This window comes from Lactobacillus rodentium (assembly GCF_003423665.1).
In the GTDB taxonomy this organism is placed as follows: domain Bacteria; phylum Bacillota; class Bacilli; order Lactobacillales; family Lactobacillaceae; genus Lactobacillus; species Lactobacillus rodentium.
The window spans coordinates 220,146-245,301 of record NZ_BFBY01000001.1 but is presented as its reverse complement, the minus strand read 5'-3'; the positions used below and the strand labels follow the sequence as shown (position 1 = coordinate 245,301).

24 protein-coding genes are annotated in these 25,156 nt (G+C 34.7%); 3 read left to right on the top strand and 21 right to left on the bottom strand.

Annotated elements, in window-relative coordinates; all coding sequences use genetic code 11:
- Window positions 1-23: 23 nt before the first annotated feature.
- Window positions 24-1,022 carry a substrate-binding domain-containing protein gene (locus LrDSM24759_RS01235; protein ID WP_117117664.1) on the bottom strand — a complete coding sequence of 333 codons (999 nt, stop codon included), beginning with the start codon at window positions 1,020-1,022 and terminating at the stop codon, window positions 24-26.
- 138 nt (window positions 1,023-1,160) lie between these two features.
- On the opposite strand from LrDSM24759_RS01235, the gene LrDSM24759_RS01230 reads away from it, so the two are divergent.
- A complete protein-coding gene (locus tag LrDSM24759_RS01230; protein ID WP_117117662.1) occupies window positions 1,161-2,270 on the top strand; it encodes a M24 family metallopeptidase in 1,110 nt (369 codons plus the stop codon).
- A gap of 81 nt (window positions 2,271-2,351) precedes the next feature.
- Here the strand turns inward: LrDSM24759_RS01230 and LrDSM24759_RS01225 are convergent, their stop codons facing one another.
- A complete protein-coding gene (locus LrDSM24759_RS01225) occupies window positions 2,352-2,690 on the bottom strand; it encodes a DUF1269 domain-containing family protein (RefSeq protein WP_117117660.1) in 339 nt (112 codons plus the stop codon).
- Window positions 2,691-2,713: 23 nt separating this feature from the next.
- A complete protein-coding gene (locus LrDSM24759_RS01220; protein WP_117117658.1) occupies window positions 2,714-3,145 on the bottom strand; it encodes a DUF948 domain-containing protein in 432 nt (143 codons plus the stop codon).
- A 121-nt stretch (window positions 3,146-3,266) separates the two neighbouring features.
- Between LrDSM24759_RS01220 and LrDSM24759_RS01215 the strand changes: the two genes are divergently transcribed.
- Complete coding sequence (locus LrDSM24759_RS01215; RefSeq protein ID WP_117117656.1) at window positions 3,267-4,109, top strand: mechanosensitive ion channel family protein; 843 nt, start codon at window positions 3,267-3,269, stop codon at window positions 4,107-4,109.
- A gap of 44 nt (window positions 4,110-4,153) precedes the next feature.
- Here LrDSM24759_RS01215 and LrDSM24759_RS01210 read toward each other — a convergent pair whose 3' ends face one another.
- The gene (locus LrDSM24759_RS01210) at window positions 4,154-4,789 is read right to left on the bottom strand and encodes an XTP/dITP diphosphatase (protein WP_117117655.1); all 636 of its coding nucleotides are present in this window, start codon (window positions 4,787-4,789) and stop codon (window positions 4,154-4,156) included.
- A gap of 11 nt (window positions 4,790-4,800) precedes the next feature.
- Window positions 4,801-5,592 carry a glutamate racemase gene (murI, locus tag LrDSM24759_RS01205; protein ID WP_117117653.1) on the bottom strand — a complete coding sequence of 264 codons (792 nt, stop codon included), beginning with the start codon at window positions 5,590-5,592 and terminating at the stop codon, window positions 4,801-4,803.
- 96 nt (window positions 5,593-5,688) lie between these two features.
- On the opposite strand from murI, the gene LrDSM24759_RS01200 reads away from it, so the two are divergent.
- On the top strand, window positions 5,689-6,087 hold the full coding sequence (locus LrDSM24759_RS01200) for a YslB family protein (protein ID WP_117117651.1): 399 nt from the start codon (window positions 5,689-5,691) through the stop codon (window positions 6,085-6,087).
- A 34-nt stretch (window positions 6,088-6,121) separates the two neighbouring features.
- Here the strand turns inward: LrDSM24759_RS01200 and trxA are convergent, their stop codons facing one another.
- From trxA to mutS, 16 genes are all read right to left on the bottom strand, one after another.
- A complete protein-coding gene (gene trxA / locus LrDSM24759_RS01195) occupies window positions 6,122-6,433 on the bottom strand; it encodes a thioredoxin (RefSeq protein ID WP_117117649.1) in 312 nt (103 codons plus the stop codon).
- Between the two features lie 84 nt (window positions 6,434-6,517).
- Window positions 6,518-8,881, bottom strand: coding sequence for an endonuclease MutS2 (locus tag LrDSM24759_RS01190; protein WP_117117648.1), 2,364 nt, complete (start codon window positions 8,879-8,881; stop codon window positions 6,518-6,520).
- A gap of 45 nt (window positions 8,882-8,926) precedes the next feature.
- A complete protein-coding gene (locus LrDSM24759_RS01185) occupies window positions 8,927-9,469 on the bottom strand; it encodes a CvpA family protein (protein ID WP_117117645.1) in 543 nt (180 codons plus the stop codon).
- 51 nt (window positions 9,470-9,520) lie between these two features.
- Window positions 9,521-9,832 (bottom strand): DUF1292 domain-containing protein, encoded by a 312-nt coding sequence (locus LrDSM24759_RS01180; RefSeq protein WP_117117643.1) that lies wholly within the window; start codon window positions 9,830-9,832, stop codon window positions 9,521-9,523.
- Entirely contained in the window at window positions 9,829-10,263 is a 435-nt protein-coding gene (gene ruvX / locus LrDSM24759_RS01175) for a Holliday junction resolvase RuvX (protein WP_117117641.1), read from the bottom strand. The genes LrDSM24759_RS01180 and ruvX overlap by 4 nt, the downstream gene beginning before the upstream one ends.
- The gene (locus LrDSM24759_RS01170; protein WP_117117639.1) at window positions 10,263-10,520 is read right to left on the bottom strand and encodes an IreB family regulatory phosphoprotein; all 258 of its coding nucleotides are present in this window, start codon (window positions 10,518-10,520) and stop codon (window positions 10,263-10,265) included. Before LrDSM24759_RS01170 ends, ruvX begins: the two co-directional genes overlap by 1 nt.
- Before the next feature lie 60 nt (window positions 10,521-10,580).
- Window positions 10,581-13,229: an alanine--tRNA ligase gene (alaS, locus tag LrDSM24759_RS01165; RefSeq protein WP_117117637.1), complete on the bottom strand. Its 2,649-nt coding sequence runs from the start codon at window positions 13,227-13,229 to the stop codon at window positions 10,581-10,583.
- Window positions 13,230-13,469: 240 nt separating this feature from the next.
- Window positions 13,470-14,849, bottom strand: a complete 1,380-nt coding sequence (locus LrDSM24759_RS01160; protein ID WP_117117635.1) for a DEAD/DEAH box helicase — start codon at window positions 14,847-14,849, stop codon at window positions 13,470-13,472.
- Window positions 14,833-15,798 (bottom strand): DHH family phosphoesterase, encoded by a 966-nt coding sequence (locus LrDSM24759_RS01155; RefSeq protein ID WP_117117633.1) that lies wholly within the window; start codon window positions 15,796-15,798, stop codon window positions 14,833-14,835. The genes LrDSM24759_RS01160 and LrDSM24759_RS01155 overlap by 17 nt, the downstream gene beginning before the upstream one ends.
- 58 nt (window positions 15,799-15,856) lie before the next feature.
- The gene (dinB, locus tag LrDSM24759_RS01150; RefSeq protein WP_117117631.1) at window positions 15,857-16,975 is read right to left on the bottom strand and encodes a DNA polymerase IV; all 1,119 of its coding nucleotides are present in this window, start codon (window positions 16,973-16,975) and stop codon (window positions 15,857-15,859) included.
- Window positions 16,975-18,423: a glucose-6-phosphate dehydrogenase gene (gene zwf, locus LrDSM24759_RS01145; protein ID WP_117117629.1), complete on the bottom strand. Its 1,449-nt coding sequence runs from the start codon at window positions 18,421-18,423 to the stop codon at window positions 16,975-16,977. Before zwf ends, dinB begins: the two co-directional genes overlap by 1 nt.
- 96 nt (window positions 18,424-18,519) lie before the next feature.
- Window positions 18,520-18,924, bottom strand: coding sequence for a preprotein translocase subunit YajC (yajC, locus tag LrDSM24759_RS01140; RefSeq protein ID WP_117117628.1), 405 nt, complete (start codon window positions 18,922-18,924; stop codon window positions 18,520-18,522).
- Between the two features lie 63 nt (window positions 18,925-18,987).
- Window positions 18,988-19,977 (bottom strand): Holliday junction branch migration DNA helicase RuvB, encoded by a 990-nt coding sequence (gene ruvB, locus LrDSM24759_RS01135; RefSeq protein WP_117117693.1) that lies wholly within the window; start codon window positions 19,975-19,977, stop codon window positions 18,988-18,990.
- A gap of 55 nt (window positions 19,978-20,032) precedes the next feature.
- Window positions 20,033-20,611 (bottom strand): Holliday junction branch migration protein RuvA, encoded by a 579-nt coding sequence (gene ruvA, locus LrDSM24759_RS01130; RefSeq protein ID WP_117117626.1) that lies wholly within the window; start codon window positions 20,609-20,611, stop codon window positions 20,033-20,035.
- 4 nt (window positions 20,612-20,615) lie between these two features.
- On the bottom strand, window positions 20,616-22,511 hold the full coding sequence (mutL, locus tag LrDSM24759_RS01125) for a DNA mismatch repair endonuclease MutL (RefSeq protein ID WP_117117624.1): 1,896 nt from the start codon (window positions 22,509-22,511) through the stop codon (window positions 20,616-20,618).
- Complete coding sequence (gene mutS / locus LrDSM24759_RS01120; RefSeq protein ID WP_117117622.1) at window positions 22,511-25,096, bottom strand: DNA mismatch repair protein MutS; 2,586 nt, start codon at window positions 25,094-25,096, stop codon at window positions 22,511-22,513. Before mutS ends, mutL begins: the two co-directional genes overlap by 1 nt.
- Window positions 25,097-25,156: the final 60 nt, after the last annotated feature.

The following is a 25,156-nucleotide window of genomic DNA, read 5'->3' as shown; positions in this document are numbered from 1 at the left end:
TTTTCTATTTAAAAATTAATGATTTATCCCAGAGTAGTTTTGCCTGCCTTTAAATCATAAGGCATCGTAATATTCTTATCCTCAACTTCTTCATTATTCATTAATTTAGTTAACATTCTCATTGCCATAGCACCAATATCATATAAAGGTTGTTGAATAATGGTTAATTGCGGACGCACTAACTTAGCTACATTAGTGGATCCTGCTGAAATTATCTCGAGTTGTTCAGGAATAGAAATATTTTTATTGAGGGCACCATTTACAATACCACCAGCTGGCATATCCTTAAGAGTAATAACAGCATCAATTTTATCTTTTTCAAATTGTTCTACTAAGTCATATCCCTCTTCATAAGTAGAAATATTCCCATATACATGATAATTACTTAAATTATGCTCATTAATATAATTATTAAATGTATGTTCTAATTCTTCACTTAAGTAAGTTTCTTCATTATCTAACACAAGAGCAAAGTTTCTTTTGCTATTCTCATAAAAAATCTCAAGTGCCTCTTTTATAGCCTTTGCATAATCAATTGCTACACTACCAAAGTCAGCTTTATTTTCTGAGAGAGTACCAGCTAATACTACTGGTACATTGGACCTAATTAAGGTTTCTTTTCCCTTTTCAGATATTTGATCTGCCATATAGATTATGCCATCAACTTGTTTATTAAGTAAATTTTGGATGACTCGTTCATCCCCGACTAAAGTATTTCCGACACTCGATAAAAGAATATTATATTTGTAGAGTGTAGCAATATCATTGATTCCCTGCGATAATTCCGCAAAATGTAAATTGGAAAAGTCAGGTACGATTAATCCTACCGTAGTGGTCTTTTTCGAAGCTAATCCTTGAGCTACTGCATTGGGTTGGTAGTGGAGTCGATCAATTACTTCAAGTACACGATCTCGTGTTTCTTTGCGGACATTATTATTGCCGTTAACAACACGAGACACTGTAGCCATTGAAACTTTGGCCTCACGAGCCACATCATAAATCGTTATTTCTTGTTTCTGCATACGTTTTCACACTCCATTCTTACTTAACTTATCAATAAAACGATTTCATTGCAAGTTTTATCAAAGATTTACAACCTTCTTTTAATAAAACTGTGCTATACTCACGTTAAGTAAATTATTCTTTAAAGGAGCTATTTTATGAAAAATCTTGATAAATTACAACAATGGTTAATTGATACCAATAATGATGTTGCATATATTTCTGATCCACTGAGCATCAATTATTTCACCGGTTATAGTATGGAACCACATGAAAGAATTTTTGCGCTTGTTGCATTTAAAGATGCCCCAGCATTTATCTTTGCTCCTGAACTTAATGTCGAAGAAGCTAAAGCATCTGCTTGGGATGGAGATGTTTATGGCTATCTTGATCATGAAAATCCTTGGCAAAAAATTGCTAACTTAGTCAAAAACAAAATAAATACAGTGGCCAATATTGCGATTGAAAAGAATCATCTTTCAGTTGATCGTAGTGAACAATTAAAAATTGCCTTCCCTAACTCAATCTTTGCTTCAGATGTTTCTCCTTTTATTGCTAAAGCTCGCCTAGTTAAAACTGAAGACGAAATAAAACAACTAAAAGCAGCCGGTGAAGAAGCTGATTTTGCTTTTACAGTTGGTTTTGATGCTTTAAGAAATGGTGTAACTGAACGCTATGTTGCGGGTCAAATTGATTATCAACTAAAACTGCAAAAGGGTGTTATGCATACAAGCTTTGAAACTATTGTTCAAGCAGGTATGAACGCTGCTAACCCTCACTTAGGACCAACAATGAACAAAATAGAACCTAATGAATTAGTTTTATTTGACTTGGGAACTATGCACAATGGTTATGCCTCTGATTCAAGTAGAACTGTTGCCTATGGTGAACCTTCTGCTAAAGAAAAAGAAATTTATGAAGTTGATCGTGAAGCACAACAAGCAGCAATTGATGCAGCTCGTCCTGGTATTACTGCAGCTGAACTTGATGCGGTTGCTCGTGATATCATAACTAAGGCTGGCTATGGTGAATACTTTATCCATCGTCTGGGCCATGGAATTGGATTAAATGTTCATGAAGAACCTCAAATTATGGAAGGAAATGATATTGTCCTTCAAGAAGGAATGTGCTTTTCAATTGAACCAGGGATTTATATTCCTGGATTAGGTGGAGTAAGAATCGAAGATTGTGGTGTTGTTACTGATCACGGTTTTGAAACATTTACACATACTTCTAAAGATTTAAAATATATCCCGGTTAAAGATTAAGGCTCACACCTTAAGATACTTAATATAAAAAGGGCTGTAGCTTAAGCTACAGCCCTTTTTTTGATGAAAATAATAAAATTATTAATTCTTATCTGTTTCAGCATTAGATAAATCAGAAATAGCATCTCTATCTTCTTTTTCATCTTCACCTAAGTCATCTGCAGATCCATCAATTACAATATCATCAAAATCTTTTAATTCTGAATCATCGTCTACACTCTTAGGGAATGACTTTAATTGTGTTCTAAGTACTTCAGTTCCTTTATTATATTTTTCTTTTAAATTTTGAATCTTATCGTTTTCTGAAATTTTCTTTTTTAATTCATCTTCAGTATCATCTGGAAGCAACATTGATGCTGCAATTAAACCAGCACCAAGACCAACAATACTACCTAATGCAAAACTAAATACTTTTTTCATAATGTAAGATCTCCTTTAAATTACTAATCTTCACCATTTTGACGTTTACGTCTAGCAAAAATACGACTAGTTAATGAGCCCAAAATACCCAGACTTCTTTTACGAGCATGATTTTTGGCCATCCGATCAATCAAATTCTTTGAAGATTCATTGATTCCGGAAACGCTACGACCTACATCTGCAGCAGCTTGAACTACAGGATCAAGATCTTCAACTTTTTGATTAACATCTGCTAGCAAATCATTACTTTTATCAAGTAAATCCTCTGTTTGTTTCATCAAAACTGAAACTTGATCATTGAGATCATTAATAGTTTTATTTGTACTATCTAAAGTGATATTTACCTTATTAATTGTTTTAACTGACTTAACCAAAATTGGAAGTGTAAATAAAACCAAAATAAGAAAAGCAATAGCAGCAATTAAACCAGCTAAAGCGCCAAATGAAATAGTCATAAATTTCCTCCACTTTATAATTTCCTATTCATTAAAAGTCTAGCATTATTTATTTAAGCAAGCAATGAATAGCCTCTGATAATTTGTTATACTACAGTTATTATACCCTAAGGAGCAGTATATGAACTTTTCTTCATTTTTAGCAAAAAGTAAAACAGTTACTAAAAATATCGAACCAATTGATTGGAATACAATTTCACATAACTTATTAGGTAAAATTGTCCAATTGGCCATTACCACTATTATCTTTTTACTAATTTGGCGAATTGGGAAAACCTTGATCAACCGCTATGTAATTAATAATTCTAAACTACAAACAAAAATTACTGGACGTAAAAGAACTTTATCTGAACTTTCAATTAATGTCTTTCAATATACGCTTTTACTATTTTATTTATATAGTATCCTTTCAATTTTAGGGCTACCTGTGGGCACCTTAGTTGCCAGTGCCGGAATTGTTTCTCTTGCTTTAGGGATGGGAGCCCAAGGCTTTGTTAGTGACATGGTCAATGGGCTGGTAATATTAAGTGAAGGTCAATTTGATGTTGGTGATATCGTAAAAATTGGTAATTACACCGGTACAGTTCAGGCTCTTGGTCTACGCACTACCCGTTTGAAAAACTATGATGGCACGATTACATATATCCCAAATCGTAATATTACGGTAGTTGAGAATGTAACTCGTGGTGGAATTGGAGTAGATATTAACTTACAAGTAAGTACTACAACTGACCTCCATAAGCTCAATCTAGCAATTGAATCTGCTAATGAAAAACTAAAGGGCTCTTTTAAACGTAAAATTAAGAGAGGGCCAACTATTGTGGGGCTTACAGGACAAAATGGAAATACTTTAACCTATAATATTCATTTCCAAGTTGTATCTGGTTGGGAAGCTAAAGTTAAAAATTCCTATCTTAGTGAATACATTAAGGCTATGAAGGATAATGGGATTAACTTCAGTTAGAATAATGATCAAAAAAGAGGAAGAATTAAATTCTTCCTCTTTTTTTACTCTACTAAATCTTCCATTTTTTTCCACCAGGAAGGTAAGGCAGCTAATAAATTATTTAAAGCTTGGCCACGATGAGAAATACTATTTTTCTCAGTCGTAGTCATTTCTGCAAATGTCTTCCCTTTATCAGGTACAAAAAATAACGGATCATATCCAAACGTACCTTCTCCTTGAGGATACGTTAAAATACGTCCCTTAATTTCACCCTCGGTAACCAAATCATCTTCAAAATGATTAGGCCAAGAAACTACCATAGTAGTATGAAAGGTTGCGGTCCTTTCTTTCTCTGGTACTCCTCCCAATTCAGCCAATAATTTGGCATTATTCAAAGCATCATTATGGTCCTCACCTGCATACCGTGCAGAATGTACTCCAGGTGCACCATTTAATTTATCTACTTTAAGGCCAGAATCATCTGCCAAGGTTGGTAAGTGACTAAAGTCTGCTAGAGCATGCGCTTTTAATTTAGCATTAGCTAAAAACGTTGTTCCACTCTCAATGACTTTGGGTGGATCAGTTAAGTCTTGATTAGTAATTACTTTTAACGGAAAATTGGCCTTTTTTAAGGCTTCAGCTACTTCTTTGGCCTTATTTTGATTACTGGTTGCAAATAATAATGTATCGTATTTCATTTTGTTCTTCCTTAATCATTTACATGTTTAGACTCAATCGTCGCATCTTCCATCCAGTTCCTGGCAATTTGATTAAATTTTGCTGTATTAGTAGCTGTTGTAAAATATTCATGCTTTGCAGGTCCTTGAGCAAGCATATGATCGCGTTTGAGAACATTATAAGTATAAGTGGCGACTTGATCGGCAGGATCTAAAATCTGCTTAGATGGTGCCAAATTAGCTCTAATTTCCTTTGTTAAAAGTGGATAATGCGTACAGCCTAAAATTAAAGTATCAAAATCTTGATCTTTTATTTCAGCCAGCCCTTCTTTAACTACTTCTAGCTTTTTTTCTTCCTCTGGATTCGATTCAACTAACGGGGCCCAAAGCGGTTCGGCATATTCTTTTACCTGAATCGCTGCGTCGCGAGCCTGAATTTCTTTTTGGTAAGCATGACTTTCTTGAGTAACAGTTGTTCCTAAAACTGCAACTTTTTTATTGCGAGTTTTTTGAGATGCTGCAAGGGCTCCTGATTGAATTACTCCAATTAACTGAACTGGTACCTCTTTTTGAATTTTTGGCATTGCAACTGCAGTAGCAGTATTACAGCCAAAAATGATTAATTTTACATCTTGCTTAAGTAAAAAATTAACACTAGCTCTTGTTAACTTAATTATTTCTTCTTCACTCCGGTCACCATAAGGCATATGAGCCTGATCACCGATAAAAATAGTGGATTCATTAGGTAATTTTTCGATCACCTTTTTTAAAACGGTTAATCCACCTAAACCTGAATCTAATACTCCAATTGGACGATTATCCATTAGTTAACTCCTTCACTATATATTGAAGAGAAAAATATTTTCTACTTTACTTATTTTAGGTTAAAATACTAAAGAAGACAAAAAGGAAATGAAATTATGGCTGATAATCAAGAACATTTATATTTTTTAAATTCACTTTATCGAGATACTATTTTACCGCAAATTCTTGGTCAAGATACTGAGCAAATTCTTTATTGGGCTGGTAAACACGTTAGTCGTAAATACGATCTTTCTAACGTAGCTGAGCTTCCAGAATTTTTCGATATGGCTGAATTCGGTAAATTAGAAATTCTTAAAGAACGTAAACGCTCTGCTGCATTTGAGCTTTCAGGACAAGTAGTTCAAGATCGAATTGCAAGTGGCAGTGATGAGTTTTCACTTGAATGCGGAATCATTGCTGAATGTATTGAAAGACAAAATGGTAATCCAACCGAAGCAGCAGCAAGCGTTAATGAAAAAAAACAAACAGTTGAAATTACTGTTCAAACCGATTAAAAAAGCACTGGTAAAATCACCAGTGCTTTTTATATTAATCAGTATATTGATCTAAGATTTCTTCCAATTTTTCTTTTGGAGTGTAACCAGTTAGGCGGTCAACAATCTTACCATCCTTTTTAATAATTAAAGTTGGGATAGCCATAATTCCAAGATCCTTAGCAAGGTCTTGATTTTGATCAACATCAACTGAGGTGAACTTTACATCATCCATTTCTTGAGATAATTGGTCAATTACAGGAGATTGCATCTTACATGGTCCACACCAAGTTGCCCAAAAATCTGTTAAGACAACGCCTTCACTAGTTTCATTTTCAAAAGATTTGTCATTAATTTCTTCAACCATAAGACAATACCTCTCTTCTTTTAAACTTCTAAAATATTATACTTATATTTTATCCCTTTACTTACTTTTTGCAAGTAAAAAGTTTTATTTAAATTGAACGATAGTTGCCCCAGTTCCACCTTCGTTAGCATTGGCATAATTAAATGATTTAACATGTTTATTACGTTTAAGATACTGCTGTACTCCATTTCTAATTGCGCCAGTACCAATACCGTGAATAATTGTTACCGTATTTAAACCACCTAAAAGAGCAGAATCAATATAACGATCAAGGTTCGTCATTGCTTCTTCATAACGTTGACCGCGCAAATCTAATTCAGAACTAGCATTATTTGCCCTTAATCCCCTACTTGATCTAACTGCAACCTCAGGCTTCTTTTTCTTAGTGGTACCTGTTTTTTCAATATCACGATCACTAACTTTAAGTTTTAAGATTCCAATTTGAACTTCATATTCATGATCACTTAATTTTTTAGTAATTTGGCCCATTTGACCGTAAGAAAGAACTTTAACTGTATCGCCAACATTTACATGGTGACGACGTTTTTCTCGTTGTAACACCTTATTTTTTGCCAAATTAGAGCTTTCACGTTCCAAACTATTTAAAGCTCCTTTGGCTTCAATTACTTTATTAGTTCTAACTAAAGCCCCTGATTTTTGTTGCTGTTCTAAGTTAGCAATAATTTTATCAGCCTGTTGTCTCTTTTTAGCCACTATTTCATTGGCTTTTTCTTGAGCTCTTTCAAGCTGACGTTCAACCTGTTGTTGATACCAATCTAGACCGTCTTGAAGTTGTTTTTGGAGATTTTCACTTTGAGCAACATCAGTGGCCAAACGTTCTCGTAAATCTTCTGCTTGTTTAGTTTGATCTGTTAAACGATCAATCATATGATTAATATCACTGTTTTCATCTTTAACTAAGTTTTGGGCATTTTCTACTACTTGGGCATCCATTCCAAGTTGCCTAGCAATCGCAAATGCATTACTTTGACCTGGTACCCCAATTCTTAGTTTATAGGTTGGAGACAATGACTCTAAATCAAATTCCATTGACGCATTAACGGTTCGAAGACGATTATATCCATATAGTTTTAATTCAGGATAGTGGGTAGTTACGGCAATTTTACAGCCTTTGGCCTGTAAATCATCTAAAATAGCAATTGCCAAACTTGCACCTTCTTCTGGATCCGTTCCAGCTCCCAATTCGTCAATTAAAACTAGATCTTCATTATTAACTTCCTTCATAATTTTAATAATTTGATCCATATGAGATGAGAAAGTACTGAGTGACTGTTCAATAGATTGTTCATCACCAATATCAGCATAAATTTCGTTAAAAACTCCTACTTTGCTTCCCTCTGCTGCAGTAATAAAAAGTCCTGATTGAGCCATCAACTGGAGTAATCCCATTGTTTTCAAAGTGATAGTTTTACCACCAGTATTGGGTCCAGTAATGAGCATGGTATCAAATTCTTCTCCCAGTTGCATATCATTAGCAACAACTTTTTGAGGATCAATTAAAGGATGACGTGCCTGACGTAAATTTAAAACTTGGTTTTGAGTTAAAAGTGGCTCAGTTGCTTTCATCTCTTTAGCTAATTTGCTCTTAGCACTTAAGAAGTCTAATTGCGTTAAAGCGACAGCATCTCCCTCAATCTCTTCGATATAATTAGCTGAAAAATCTGAAAGTTCTTTTAAAATTCGATGCACTTCTTGACGTTCTTCAGCTTGCAAATTTTGTTGGCGATTATTAATTGTTAAAACTGTTTCCGGTTCAACAAAAATTGTCTGGCCACTGGCACTTTGATCATGGATTACTCCCCCAAACTTATTTTTATAAGCTTGTTTAACTGGTACAACATAGCGACCATCACGAATAGTTATAATTTGTTCTGATAAATATTGGGAATTTTTACCTTTGATAAAACTATTCATCTTATTTTTTATTTCAGCTTCGTTGGCCTTAATTGCTTTTCTAATCCGACTAAGTTCCGGGGAAGCAGAATCTAAAATTTCACCATCACTACTAATAGCTCTGGTCAACCGTTGATATAGCTCTGTAGGTACAATTAACTTATTTAAGTATTCGCTAATGGCACTACTATCAATTTCCCGATCTTCAAAATCAGCAATAAAATTATTTACATCTTGCGTTAAATCTAGTACTAAAAAGATATTTCCTAATTCTGTACTATTTAAGTCAGCTTTTATTTTCAAACGTTTCAAACTTGTTTGAACATCATTAAAATCTGTAATTGGTAGTGGACCTTTAATACGCAAAATATTACTTAAAGTTTGCGTTTGCGCAATCATTCGTTTAACTTCATCATAATCTGAACTAGGCAACAATTGACGAGCCGCCTTTTTTGCTGGTTCAGTTATTGCAAAATTACTTAATTCATTTGTAATTCTTTTATATTCTAATTTTTCAATTATTTTTGGATTCATTTTAAAATTACCTATCAAAAGAGGTCCCTCAAAGGGACCCCTATTTTAAACTGCATTAATAAATAAATTAATAAAGAAATTCGATAAGACTGGCGTATACCGTAAAATACTATTAGCCAAAATAGATTTGCTTAAAGCACTTTGTAATCCAGGTGAAGCAATTGTAGCCAAGATAAATAAGAATAAATAAAGTCCAATTTGAGTCACAATTAAAGCAATTAAAATGCTACCCCAAATATTAATTTCTTTATTTATTTCTACATACTTTAGTTGGGTAAAACCATGCATAATAATACGCCAGATACAATAGAAAAAGAGCAATATAATCACAAAAGCTATAGCGGCATAAAATGATTTATCTAAAGTTAACCCGGTGGTTTGATCAAAAAATGCAAATTTACTGCGATCATTTGCCGAAGGATATGGAATCCATAAGGTTAAAAATGAGCTAAAGGGTTTATATAAGAATATGGCAAGCACCAAACTAATAAAATAGCCTAAGGCGCTAACTCCCTCATATACTAATCCACGACGATAACCAACGTAAAGACAGTATATATAGATTAATAAAATAAAAAATGAAAACATATTTATTCCTTTTACCAAAAAAGACTAGCCTAGCTAGCCTTCTCTAGCACTTTATTCTCCACTTAAACGATCATCAGACAAAAAGGTATTTAATACTCCTTGTACCATATCCCATTCATCATCATTAGTAATTTCATGAAGATCAGAACTTGTTACATCACCTTCACTATCTGCATTATATGAAAATGCTTGTACTTCTACATCATCATCTTCTCCAACTGCAGCTGGGTAAAGTAAAACATATGATTTATGATAGTCTTCTGAAGTAAAAGTAAATAATACTTCAAATAATTCTTCATTTCCTTGTTCATCAACAAGGGTTATTTGACGTTCAGCATCTTGATTATTTATTTTTTCACTCATTTTTTATCCTTTCTGGTTCTTTCCAAATAGTTTTGTAAAATAAGCACGGCTGCCATTTGATCGATTACTTTTTTTCGTTCATTTCGATCGTGGATACCAGCTTCTTGTATCAGTACCCGATCAGCAACTTTAGTGGTTAATCTTTCATCCTCATAGTAAACAGGTAAAGAAAATTTTTCTGATAGTCTTTTACCATAATTTTTACTTCTTTGAACTGATTCACCGCTGCTACCATCCATTTTTCTAGGTAAACCTAAGACAAAACCCTCAATTTCAAATTTACGAACTAATTTTCTAATTCGTTTCATTCCATAATTCTGCTTAGTTTCATCAATCGGGATAGTCTCAACTTCTTGGGCTGTAATTCCTAAAGGGTCACTGACTGCTACTCCTACAGTTTTACTTCCTACATCTAATCCCAGAAGGCGCATTATTTATCTTTACCTAAATAACTTTTAACCAATTCCTCAATAATCTCATCACGTTCGTGTTTCAAGATTAAATTACGTGCATCATTGTGACGAGGAATATAAGCGGGATCGCCTGAAAGTAAATAACCTACAATTTGATTAATTGGGCTATAGCCCTTTTCTTCCAAAGCCGCATAGACATCTTGTAAAGTGTCATATACATTTTTACCTTTATTTTGATTAAAATCAAAATGCATTGTTTTATCTAGCGAACTCATAAAACTCCTCCCATCTATCTAGTCAACATTAATTTTACTTGATATTAAAACGTAACTCAATTAATTTTGTTTTTCTTCAATATCTTTTAATACTTGAGCAATGGCATCGTTCAAACCAGCTGGATTTTTACCACCTGCTTGGGCCATATTAGGACGACCACCACCGCCACCACCAAATAATGGAGCTGCTTGCTTAATTAAGTCTCCTGCTTTAAGACCAGCCTTTATAGCCTCATCGTCTAAACTGATTACCATGTTAGCCTTACCATTTACTTCGGCAGCTAAAACTAAGATATCTGATTTGTCTGAATTTTTCCAATTGTCAGCCAAATCACGCAAATCGTTCATTCCTTCAACATCAGCCACTTGAGCAATTACAGTAAGATCTTTAACTTGCTTTACATCACTAAACAAATCGCCAGCCTTGGCTTGATTAATTTTGGCTTTTAATTGTTCAACTTCTTTTTGACTTGCACGCAAATCATCTTCAATTGAGTCAATCTTAGTTTTAACATCTTCAACCTTAGTTGCCTTAACATCATTTTGAATCTCTTTCAAGATTTCATCATGATCAGTCATATATTGGTAAGCTTCTGGACCAGTTACAGCAATAATTCTACGGGTACCAGCACCAACAGCAGATTCAGAAACAATCTTAAACATACCAATTTGAGCAGTATTTTCACTGTGAGTACCACCACAAAATTCAGTTGAAAAGTCATCGATCTTAACTACACGTACAGTATCGCCATACTTTTCACCAAATAATGCTAGTGCACCCATCTTTTTACCAGTTTCTGGATCAGTAACAGTTGTTTCTACTGGAATTTCTTCCCAAATCTTTTCGTTTACTAAGCGTTCAACGTTATCAATTTCACGTTTAGTCATTGGTTCTAAACTTGAAAAGTCAAATCTTAAGTAATCAGGTTCTACTAATGAACCAGCTTGGTGAGTATGTTCACCCAAAACTTGACGAAGTGCTGCGTGAAGTAAGTGAGTAGCAGTGTGGTTATGTTTAAGACCACGACGACGCTTTTGATCTACTTTAAGAACGTATTCTTCACCCTTCTTAAGTGGCAAAATTACATCCACAAAGTGTAAGTTTTGATCATTAGGTGCATGTTGAACATCAGTTACTTTTGCGACCAATTCACCAGCCTGGTTATAAATATCACCATGATCGGCAACTTGACCACCACGTTCAGCATAAAATGGGGTTTTATCAAAAATTAAGGTTGCTGTTTCACTATCGGCACTATCTACCAACTTATCATCAACGACAATATCGATTAACTTGGCGTGGTCTTCTTCAAGGGTACCGTATTCAAATTCACTCTTATCTTTGATGTTCATCAAAGTGACATCTTGTGAACCCATTGATTGTAAATTACCACGAGCATTACGTGCACGTTCTTTTTGCGCCTTCATTTCAGCATCAAAGCCAGCTTTATCTACCTTTAAGCCAGCATCTTCAGCAGCTTCAACAGTTAATTCATATGGGAAGCCATAAGTATCAAATAACTTAAAAGCATCTTTACCGGAAATAGTCTTGTCATCATTTTCTTTTGCTTGAGCAATTAAATTATCAAGTAAGTTAAGACCAGATGAAAGTGTTTCTTGGAATCTTTCTTCTTCATTCTTAATTACTTTTTGAATAAAGTCTTGTTGTTCTACTACTTCTGGATAGTGGCTCTTCATAATTTCGCCCACTACTGGGACAAGCTTGTACAAAAATGCACCCTTAATACCTAAGCGTTGACCATTTAAATCAGCACGTCTAATTAAACGACGTAAAACATAGCCACGTCCTGAGTTAGATGGTAATGCACCATCACCAATCGCAAATGAAACTGTACGTACGTGATCAGCAATTATCTTAAATGAAATATCGTCTTCCTTATTTGCACCATATTTCTTACCATCGCTTAACTTCTCGGTTTCACGAATAATTGGCATGAATAAGTCAGTCTCAAAGTTAGTTGGTGCATCTTGAATAATTGATACAACACGTTCTAATCCCATACCGGTATCAATATTTTTATGTGGTTGATCAACATATTTTCCATTTGGTAAGTGATTGTATTGAGAGAATACGATATTCCAAATTTCAAGATAACGAGCATTTTCACCACCAGGGAAGTTTTCTGGATCATCTTCGGCAACATCGTTGTTTTCTTGGCCACGATCATAGAAAATTTCTGAGTCAGGACCACAAGGTCCTTCACCAATATCCCAGAAGTTTTCTTCTAATTTAACAATATGATCATCTGGTAAACCAACTACATCATGCCACATATGGTAAGCTTCGGTATCCTTTGGATAAACTGTTACATAAAGTTTATTAGGATCTAAGCCTAACCATTTTGGACTAGTTAAAAATTCCCATGCCCATGGAATTACTTCTTTTTTAAAGTAATCACCAACTGAGAAGTTACCTAGCATTTCAAAGAAGGTTTGGTGACGAGCAGTTTTACCAACATTTTCAATATCATTAGTTCTAATTGATTTTTGTGATGAAGTTAATCTGTGGTTCTTAGGAACAACTGAACCGTCAAAATACTTCTTCATGGTTGCAACACCTGAATTAATCCACAATAAAGTTGGATCGTCTTGTGGAATTAATGATGCACTAGGCATAATTGTATGTCCGTGTTCTTTAAAGAAATCTAAGAACATTTGACGAACTTGAGAACTAGTTAATTCTTTCATAAATCATTCTCCTAAATAATAAAAAACACTGCTTGCATGCCAAGGACGCTTAATGCGCGGTACCACCTTGATTGCAACAGTGTTTGTTACCTCTCGATTATTTCATTATTAAAGGATAGGGAGCATCCCATAAGTTTGCTTTAAGTTTTCTCACCATCAAACTCTCTCTTTGAAAAGCTAAACTTTGGGATATATCCTAAGCTTTTTCTATTTTACTACAAAATAAAAAGTCTGACCAAATTAATTATTTTCACGCGCCTGCTCACGTTCACGTTTACGTCTACGTTTGGCCTTTCGCATTTCATGACGCTCTTCTAATTTACGCTTTTGACGCCGATCTTCTTGAATAGCTTTTTGAATCTTCTTCTTATACCCAGGTTTACGTTTAACTTTAGCCTTTTTAACCATTCCACGAATGTTATTATCTAGTTTTTGGGTACGTACACGTCGATTATCACGACGATGATAGTGAGTACGTTCAACTAACTCGCCATTTTTTAATTCTTTAAAGTCAAAATGAATACCTAATTTTTCAAGATCTTCAATATCAGCCATTTCATCATCATAAATCAGTGTAATCGCATGACCTGGCAAATTATTTCTACCAGTACGTCCAATACGGTGAATCACAAATTCGAGATCTTTAGGAATTTCATAGTTAACTACTAAACTCACCCCGGGAATATCAATTCCACGTGCTGCCAAATCACTTGCTACAACATACTGATATTGTCCTTCGCGTACTTGGCGAATGGTTCTCTTTCTCTCACGTTCAGTAATGCCACCATGAATTTTTGCTACTTTAAGACCCTGATTTTCTAAATAATCTGCTAATTCATCAACCGTCTTTTTAGTATTAGCAAAAGTAACAGCCAAATATGGTTGACCCATAGTTAAAAGCTTGTAAAGAAGTTCTTTTTTATCACCTGATCCAACATCAATTAAATCATTTTGAATTGTTGGCGCGATAACAGTTGGATTATCAATCACAATAAATTCTGGTTTAGCCATATACTTACGTAAAAAGTTTTCTAATTTAACCGGAATCGTAGCAGAAAAAGCACTTAATAGTGTATTTTTGGGGAGTTTTGACATTACCTCATCCATTTGTCCCAAAAATCCCATATCTAAAGTCATGTCTGCCTCGTCGATGACAAAGACTTTGACATTTTCAAGATTAATAATCTTTTTTGAAACAAAATCATGTAATCTTCCTGGAGTCGCAATTACTAATTGTGGTGCTTTATTTGAGGCTTTTTCTATTTGACGATTACGGTCATTACCACCCCCAAGATATTCTATTGAAATATTTAAGCCAGAAGCGTCTTTTAATTGACGAGCTACTTTATAAAGTTGATTAGCAAGTTCACGACTTGGCGCCGTAATTACTGCTTGCGTAACCGGAGCAGATTCATCAATTTGATTAAATATTGGCAATAAATATGCATGCGTTTTACCTGATCCAGTTGCTGCTTGCACTACAACTTTATTTCCAATCAACATCTCGGGAATTACTTTTTCTTGCACTTCAGTTGGTTGTTTAAAATCAATTTTTTCTAAGGCGGTTTTTAGCTCAGGTCTTAATTTTTCATTGTTAAAAATATTATTTGTTTGTGCCATTTTCTTTTTGATACTTTCTAGTAACTTCTACAAGTTCTGCAAAAACTTGTTTTACTTCATCCATATCCTTGGCATTAGCTCCACTAGCTAAGGCATGACCTCCACCATCATGTTTTGCAGCTAATTCATTAATTACAGGTCCCTTTGAACGATAGTGAACGCGGTAGGTTCCATCTGGCTTTTCTACAAAAACATTCCAGGCAATTACATCTTTAATTCTACCAGGAGTAGAAACCGTTACTGAAGCTTGATCTCCAGTTACACCTAAGTCTTTCAAATCTTGCTGAGTTAATACTGCATAGGCTGCACCAGATGGGTCAACTACCATTTCATCCATTGCCTTAGCTTGTAATTTTGCCTGTTCAAAAGTTACATCACTAATATTACGAGCAATTTCATTAATATTGATTCCGGTCTTGGCCAATTGAGCCACTATTTCAAAAGTTTTAGCCGAAGTTTCAGGATACATAAAACGCCCCGTATCACCGACAATACCCGCATAAAGTGGATAGGCAATATCAGGAGTTATTTCAATTCCCTCAGCATTCAAAAAATCTGCAATAATTTGAGAAGCAGCTGGAGAATCAGGATCAACATAGCTCATATCAGCATAAGGATCTACATCTGGGTGGTGATCAATTTTAATTAGGAAATCACCCTTATCATAATTTTTATTAGAGATCCGAGGGGTATTAGCGGTATCAGTAGTAATAACCAAAGCTCCTTGGTAGTCATCTTCAGTTACATCATCCATAGTATTGATCCAGGCAAGATCTCCTTCATCATTTTCCCCAGCAAATAAAATTTTCTTTTCAGGAAATGTTGCTTTTAAAGCACGGCCTAACCCTGCCTGTGATCCCAATGCATCAGGATCCGGACTAGTGTGACGATGCAAAATAATGGTTGGATATTTTTTTATTTTTTCATAGATTTCATCAAAAGTTGCCATGCAATAAACTCCTTTAACCTCTTCAAATTAATTCTTTAACTTTTATTTTATAGAATCCTTACTCAGTTGTAAAAAGATCAAGGCTAATTTCCTCATAATTACTTGCCTGTAAATCTGTTACTGATAGTCCTAATAACCGAATTCCTTGATTTAGAAACCCATTAACTTGTGCAAATAATTCTTTAGCGGCTTGATAAATTTCAATTCCATTATTAGTAGCATGTGGCAGTTTTTGCCGTTTAGTAATCGTTTCAAAATTATTATTTCTAACTTTGATTACTAAAGTTTGAGCAGTAAAACTTTTACGTTTAAGTTTTTCACTAAGTTGATTGCTATATTTTCTTAAATTAGTTAAGGCGGTATTTTCGACAAATATATTTGGCTCAAAGGTTCGTTCTATGCCACTAGACTTACGCTGTCGTTCACTAATAACTGGGCGCAAATCAATACCATGTGCATGTTGGGCGATAAAATAACCCATTTTCTTAAATCGTTCTAATAAAAATCTTACATCTAGTTTTTGTAAATCTGCACCAGTAAAAATGTTCATTTCATGAAACTGTTCTTGTGTTTTTTTACCAATTCCTGGAAAGGCCGATATAGGTTGTTGTGCTAAAAAATCCATTGCTTCTTGGGGCAAAATTAAGGTTCGGCCAAAAGGTTTAGCATATTCTGAACCCATTTTAGCTAAAAATTTATTATAGCTAACCCCAAAAGAAGAGGTTAGTTTAGTTTCTTTAAAAATTTTTTCTTGCAACTGTGCAGCCAATTCAATCGCGGAATAAGAACCTAATTTATTATGAGTTACATCTAAATAGGCCTCATCAAGCGCTACTGATTCGACCTGATCAGTCAATTCATGCATAAATTCATGAATTTGAGCGGAAACTCTACGATATTTTTCAAAATTAGGATTTACAAACACAATCTTACTTTCAGGAATTAATTTTAAAGCCTTCATCGTTGACATGGCCGAATGGACGCCATATTGACGAGCCAAATAATTGGCAGTTGCCACCACTCCATGTCCATTGGATTGTCGCGGATCTTGTCCAATAATTAAGGCCTTATTTGCAAGCTCAGGGTTATCCCGAATTTCTACCGAAGCATAAAAAGCATCCATATCTAAATGGATGACTTTTCTTTTGGTATTATTTTGTGGTAAAAGATTTTCCATTACTGGTAAATCCAATAATCTTTTTTATTTGCAAATATGTCATTTGCTTTTTCAGGTCCAAAACTCATTGGTTGATAAGTTTCTGGCTTTTTACCTGCTTGATTCATTGTTTCCCAAGCCTGCTCAACTGCATCAATGTACTTCCAATATTGTTTTAATTCAGCCCAGTGAGTAAAGTTGGTGTTATCACCAATCAAAATGTCATGAATTAATCGCTCATAACCATCTGGAATTTCTGAAAGTTCTTTCTTAGAATAACCAAAATCTAATTCTTCTAAACGTAAACTGTTGCCAGACACTTCTTTACCATTAATTGTAAAATGAATTTCTTTTTCAGGATCAACAATTATTGTTAAAACATTCGGTTTAACTTCACCATATGGATTATCTTGTGTTTTTAAAACAATATCAATGCGAGTTTTCTTTTCCTTCATTTCCTTACCAGTTCGGTAGTAAATAGGAACATTAGCAATTGGCCCTTTGCCAAATACAACTCGACCTGCAGCATAAGTTTCTGTCATTGAATCAGGAGCAACTTGATCTTCTTGTAAATATGCTGGTTTATCATTTGCTGCCGCATATTGCCCACGAACAAAATATTTTTCCACATCTTCAAGTGTAGGGATGTGTAAACTAGCAAGTAATTCTTGCTTTGCTTGGTGAATTTCTTTTGAATTTAATTTTTCTGGTTCTGGCATTGCCAAAAGTGTAATAATTTGAAAAATATGATTCTGTACCATATCTCTTAAAGCACCAGAAGTATCATAATATCCACCTCGAGTACCTACTCCCAAACTTTCCCCAACAGTAATCTGAATATTTTCAATTAAATCTTTATTCCAGACACTTCTTACTAATGGATTAGCTGCTCTAAATGGTGTAATATTCAAGACCATTTCCTTACCAAGATAATGGTCAATACGATAAACGTTTTCTTCTTTAAAACTTTCTTGAATGGTCTTATTTAATTCTTCTGCTGAAGCTAAATCATGACCAAATGGCTTTTCAACAACTAAACGATTAAATCCAGGTCCTACTAAATGTTGGTCATTGATGTGAGAAGCAATCGTGCCGAAAAATCTTGGTGCCATTGCCATGTAAAATATTCTATTACCTTGTGCATCATACTTTTTATCTAAGTCTTCAGCCAAGTGTTTTAAAGCTATATAGTGATCAACATCAGTAACATCATGAGATTGATAATAAAAATGTGAAGCAAATTCTTCAGCATCTTTTTTATCATAATTATCAATGGATTCACTAATTGCTTCTTGAACCTGACCTCTTAAATATTCATGACTCCAAGGACGACGTGCAGTACCAATTACAGCAAAGTTTTTCTTAATTAAACCTTTTTCGTATAAATTAAATAAAGCTGGATATAATTTACGGTGTGCTAAATCACCTGACCCGCCAAAAATAATCATAATTACAGGTATATTATCCATTTTATTATCCCCCTTTAGCTACCTACTACACATTTATTTTATAATATATCAACCTTATCGTAAAAATAAAAAGCGCTTGTTGCGCTTTTGTAAAAATTATTCATCTTTTTTATCAGAATCGGATGAAGATGATTCCTCAGTATTATTTTCTTCTTTAGTTTCGTTTTCTTTTAATTCAGTCTTTGTTACTGGGTTTTCATCTTTGATTACCTTTGCGATAGCGCGAATATTGTAGGTTAAAAATAAACCATCTGCATCAATCACAACTGTTTGGTCTTCTCTGTTAACTTTGTCAACCTTACCATAAAGACCACTTGACATCATTACGCGATCGCCTTTTTTAAGGCCTGCTTCTCTTTGTTGTTGTTTTTGTTGCATCTTCTTTTGAGGACGCATTACAAAAAAGTACATGAAGACTAATAAGACAATGATCATAAGCCACATTGACCAACCATTGCCACCATTGGCTTTACTTGTATTTGCTAAATAAAATAAATTCAAAATTGTCACCTCATAATTAATTTATATCTTAATTGTTAATTATACCTTAATTTATATTCAGTTTCAGTTACTATTTTTAGGTGGTAAGCCCAATTGTAAATAAGCCTTATCTGTAGCCACTCTTCCGCGTGGCGTTCTAATAATAAAACCTTTTTGCAATAAATATGGTTCATAGACAGATTCAATCGTATCTGTATCTTCTCCAATATTTGCTGCTAAAGTTTTAATTCCAACAGGACCGCCAGAATATGATTCAATCATCGTTGCTAATAATTTTCGATCAGTTTGATCTAGACCTTCATTATCAACTTCTAATTGGGTTAAGGCATGCTGTGTGGTTGTCAAAGAAATTGAATTTTCACCTTTAACTTCAGCAAAGTCACGCACACGTTTTAATAGTCTATTAGCAATTCTTGGCGTACCACGTGATCTTCTAGCAAGTTCTAAAGCTGCATCTTCATTTATTTGTGTATTAAACACTTCACTTGAACGCAATATTATTTTTTCTAGGTCAGCAATTTCATAATATTGCATATGTTCTACTATCCCGAAACGATCACGCAAGGGCGCTGATAATTGTCCAGCTCGCGTTGTCGCACCAATTAAAGTAAAAGGAGGAAGAGGAACATGAACAGCATGTGTCGTTTGTCCTTCGCCGACTACAATATCAATATAATAATCTTCCATAGCCGAATAAAGTACTTCTTCAACTGGCTTAGCCAAACGATGAATTTCATCGATAAATAAAACATCCCCTGGATCAAGCTCTGATAAAAGAGCTACTAAATCGCCAGCCTTTTCAATTGCTGGTCCTGAAGTACTTTTTAAATGTACTTGCATTTCATTAGTAATTACAAAGGCTAGAGTAGTCTTACCTAGCCCAGGTGGTCCATAAAGTAAAACATGGTCTAAAGCTTCATCTCTTTGCTTGGCAGCCTGAATATAAACCTTCATTTCCGACTTAACCTTGTCTTGCCCAATATACTGATTTAAGAATTGAGGACGCAAAGATAATTCTGTATTTTCTTCATCGTCATTACTTTGTCCATCCATTAGTCTTTCTTCATCAGACACTTTGTTTCACTTCCTTAACTAAATTTTTAATTAATTATTTCTTTAATAAAAGCCCTAACGCTTCTTTAATATAGCCATCCGCCGTATTTTCAGGTAATTGAGCCAATTTAGGAGTTATACGATCAACTTCTTTTTGAGTATAACCCAAAGCAACCAAAGCCAATAATGCATCTTGTAAACTTGCCGGTAAATCTGCAGTTTGAGCAGTCTTTTTCACATAATCGCCCAATTTACCTTTCAAGTCCAAAACGATTTGTGAAGCTGTCTTTTTCCCTACACCAGGAAAACGAGTTAAGTACTTAACTTCTCCTTCTTGGATAGCACTTGCAAGTGAATCAGAATCTTCTGCGGCCATAATAGCTAATGCAGATTTGGGTCCAATACCAGAAACAGATAACAATTTTAAAAATAATTCTTTATCTTCAGCTTTTAAAAAGCCATAAAGTGTTATTCCAGTATCACGCACAATTTGTTCAACATACACTGTAGCTTCTTTATTTTCTGTATAAGAATATGGCGTTGGAGAATAAAGCTTGTAGCCCACTCCATTTACTTCTAAAACAATATAACTCGGTTCAATCTTGGTAACTATTCCCTTTAAATATTCGTACATTTAATTACTCATTCTTTTTAAACATTTTATTTAAATCATTCGCACTTAAACGAACAATTACAATTTTTCCATTACTATCTTGATAGGGATCAGAACTATAGCGCAAGTGCTTGAGTAGACTCTGAGCCTCTATCGATGACAATTTTTTACGATTTCTGATCGCCTTGTTAGCCATTTGTGCTGCAATCTTACTCTTCAGTTTAGCATTATCTGAATTAACGCCATTAAGAAAAATATCTAATAAATTACGCACTTCACGTTCCACGTCTCGATTTAACCAAGTAGGATATGTCCTTAAAATAAAACTATTTTGGCCAAAATCTGCTAAATAGAGGCCAAATTGTTTAATTTTTTCTAGATTTTCTTTAATTTTTAAATAATCGACATTAGAAAAATCCAATAAGATTGGCTCTAAAAGCCCTTGTTGGGGAGTATCCTCTTGGGCAAGCTCTTGATAAATCTGGTCAAATTTTAATCTTCTTTGAGCAGCTAATTGATCAACCAGATATAAATCACCCTGATTTTGTGCTAAGAGATAACCTTCCATTTGTCCAATCAAACTTAATTCTGCCAAGTGACTATTAACAACTTCATCACCTTGGGAAATAAGCCCTTGCTGATCTTTTTTATTTTCTTTACCAAAAGGAGTTAATTGGGTTTGTTCGCTAACATTTTTGGCCCACGTTTCCGTAATGATATATTGATCATCGCTACGTGGGATATCTAAGTTTACGTAACCTGAATCATTAACCTCTAGATCTTCATCATGTGGACCTTCTTTTAACTCATTATGATCAAACAAGACGGGGCGTTTTGTATTAACTGCATTTTTATTTAAATCAAATTGTAATTGATCAACTTGATCCTCTTTTTTGCTTTGATCTAAAAGATTATCGAGGCCAGAACTTTCATGTTCATTTGTGATTAAAGCCTTAGAAATAGTTTCTGTTAACAGACGCGCCAACTCTTTATCTTTAGATAAACGCACTTCTTGCTTAGTAGGATGGACATTAACATCGACCAATAAAGGATCAAGCTCAATATTAATCACGGCAATTGGGTAACGACGAGGACGTAATTTACTACCATAACCGGCCATGATACTCTGTGTTAATTGATTATTACGCACATAACGGCCATTTAATAATAACGAAATAAAATTACGATTAGAACGGGTATCTTCTATGCTAGAAATAAGACCACTAATTTTAAAATCTGAACTTTTTCCCTCAACCGGAATCATTTTTTCAGCTAAATGACGACCATAAATGTTAGCCACATCTAATTTTAAATTATCGCGACCAACAGTTTTTAAAAGTGGCTTATTATTGTTTGTCAAAGTAAAAGCAATTTCAGGATGACCTAAGGCCAAACGATCAACAATATCCACAATTTTTAAAATTTCTGTTCGTTCTGATTTTAAATACTTTAACCGAGCTGGTGTATTGTAAAACAAATCGCGAACTGTAATTTTTGTACCTTGAGGAGCAGCGGCATCTTCTTGATGCATTTTTTGCCCACCAGCAAAACTCGCTTTAGTTCCTACTGCACTTCCATCATTAGTCAAAAGATCAACGTGAGCTACTGCCGCAATTGAGGCTAGCGCTTCACCGCGAAAACCTAAAGTCGAGATATTAAAAAGATCTCTTTGTGTACTTATCTTACTTGTAGCATGACGTGTAAAAGCTAAATCAATTTGATCACTGGCAATTCCGCTTCCATTATCTTGCACACTAATTTCTGCTAAACCAGCTTCAACAAAATTTATCCTAATTCTCGTACTACCTGCATCAATTGCATTTTCACATAGTTCTTTGACCACACTTGCCGGTCGTTCAATAACTTCGCCGGCCGCAATTTGATTAGTTAATTCTGGTGATAATTCGTGAATTACTGCCATTAGTCCTTCTTCTTATCTTTTAACTCATTTTGCCATTGTGCTACTAATTGCATTACTTCTAAAGGAGTTTTATCAGCCAAATAAATATCCTTAATTTCATCTAGTACATCTTCTTCATCATCGGTTAAAGTAGGACTTGTAGGTACCGGTTGGTCTTCAACAGGGGTTGTGAATAAATCAAGTTGTTCACTAGTAGGTTGTGCTCCTTGAGCTTCTAGGCGATGCAACATACTGGTAGCCTCACGCAATACTCGTTTAGGTAAACCCGCTAACTGCGCAACATGAATACCGTACGATTGGTCGGCTGGTCCGCTAAGAATCTTGTGTAAGAAAATCAATTTACCATTTTCCTCAGTTGCACCAACATGAATATTCTCTAAATGAGCTAAAGTTTCTGATAGATCAGTTAATTCATGATAGTGAGTTGCAAATAAAGTCTTGGCACCTACTTTGTCATGTAAATACTTAACGATGGCCCCAGCTAAAGCCATCCCATCATAAGTAGCTGTTCCACGTCCAATTTCATCAAATAAAATCAAAGAACGTTCAGTAGCATGCTGAAGTGCATCGTTAGCTTCACTCATTTCCACCATAAAAGTACTTTGTCCAGAAATTAAATCATCAGCTGCACCAATTCTAGTAAAAATCTGATCAAAAATTGGCAATTCAGCTTTATCTGCTGGCACAAAACTACCAATTTGAGCCATGATAGCAATTAAAGCCATTTGTCGCATATAAGTAGACTTACCTGACATGTTAGGTCCAGTAATCAGGAAGATATCCACATTGTTATCCATAATTACATCATTTGGGATATAACTTCCAGCTGTCAATACCTTTTCCACAACTGGGTGGCGTCCGTTGGTAATTTTTATTTCATGGGTCTCATTGGTCATTACCGGACGAATATAATTATTTTGTTCAGCAACAGTCGCCAATGAAACTAATACATCAAGACTTGCTAATTGTTTTCCTAAGGTCTGTAAAGCAGGAATATAGGTCTTAATATTTTCTCTTAATTTAACAAATAAATCATATTCTAAATCAGTAGACTTAGTTTCTGCTTCTAAAATTAATGCTTCATGCTCCTTTAATTCTGGAGTAATGTAACGTTCAGCATTAGTCAAAGTTTGCTTACGAGTATAACGATCAGTTGGTACCTTATTCTTATTAGAGTTAGTTACTTCAATGTAGTAACCAAAAACTTTATTGTAACCGACCTTTAAATTATTAATTCCCGTAGCTTCTCTTTCATGAGTTTCCATTTCTGAAAGCCACTTTTTACCATTAGTCATAGCATCCCGATAACGATCTAATTGATCAGACACGCCGCTGCGAATAATTCCACCCTCAGTTGTGGATAGAGGCGGTGCTTCAACAATCGTTTCCTCAATTAATTTTTGAATTCCAGTTAAAGGATCAATTTGTTTGGCAAAATCTACTAAATATTGATTACCAGAATTCTTTAAAGTATCTAAAATTACTGGAACTGCACCTAAAGAATTAGATAATTGGAGCATTTCCCGAGCATTAACTGAACCAAAGGCAATGCGCCCAGTTAATCTTTCGAGGTCATAAACTCCTTTAAGATTGTCAATCACATTTTCACGCGTAAAGTAGTCGTCAAAAAGTGCTTGCACCATTTCTTGGCGCTGTTTAATTTCACTAAGTGAAAGTAACGGACGTTCAATCCATGACTTTAATAAACGTCCCCCCATCGCCGTACTGGTTTTATCTAAAAGCCAGAATAAAGAACCCATTTTTTTACCAGTTTTGGCTGAATGAGTTAATTCAAGGTTGGTTTGAACAGTATGCGACATTTGCAAGTATTGGTTTGGTTCGTAACTTTGGGCAATTTGTAAGTGAGCCAAACTACGTTTTTGGGTAGATAAAAGGTAGGCTACTAATTGTCTCGTGGCTAATTTTTCTACCATATTAGTTAAGTTTTGCATTACATAAGAAATTTCAGCATGTTCTTCATCAAGCTGAACGGGAGTAGATAAAGTAATATTAGCCTTATCTAAAAAGTCCTTATTAGTTGAAGTTAAAGGACCATCATAAACCACTTCTTTTGTTTGAAGCGATAATAATTCATTGGCAACTGATTCCCAGTCCTGTAGATGAGTCGCAAAAGTTTCCCCAGTGGATAAGTCACTATAAGCTAAACCAAAGCCACTACTTGTAGAAACAACTGAAGTTAAATAATTGCTTTCTTTAGCTTGATCAGGACGATCAGCCATCATGGTTCCGGGCGTAACTAACTGAACGATTCCCCGCTTAACCATCCCTTTAGCATGTTTAGGATCTTCAAGTTGTTCACAAAGTGCTACTTTATATCCTTTTTCCACCAAAGTATTCACATATGAATCCACAGCCATGTGAGGAACTCCTGCCATTGGAATAGGATTCTCAGTTTTATTAGAACGATGAGTCAAGGTTAATTCTAAAAGTTGAGCCCCTTTAACTGCATCATCTTCGAATAATTCGTAAAAATCTCCCACCCGATAGAATAAGAAAGCATCAGGATATTGGTCCTTGATCTCATAATATTGTTTCATCATCGGAGTGGTGTCTTTTTTGGCCATACTTAACTCAAAATCCTTTCTTGCAAACCTACGTTCTATATTATAACGTATAGAACTTAA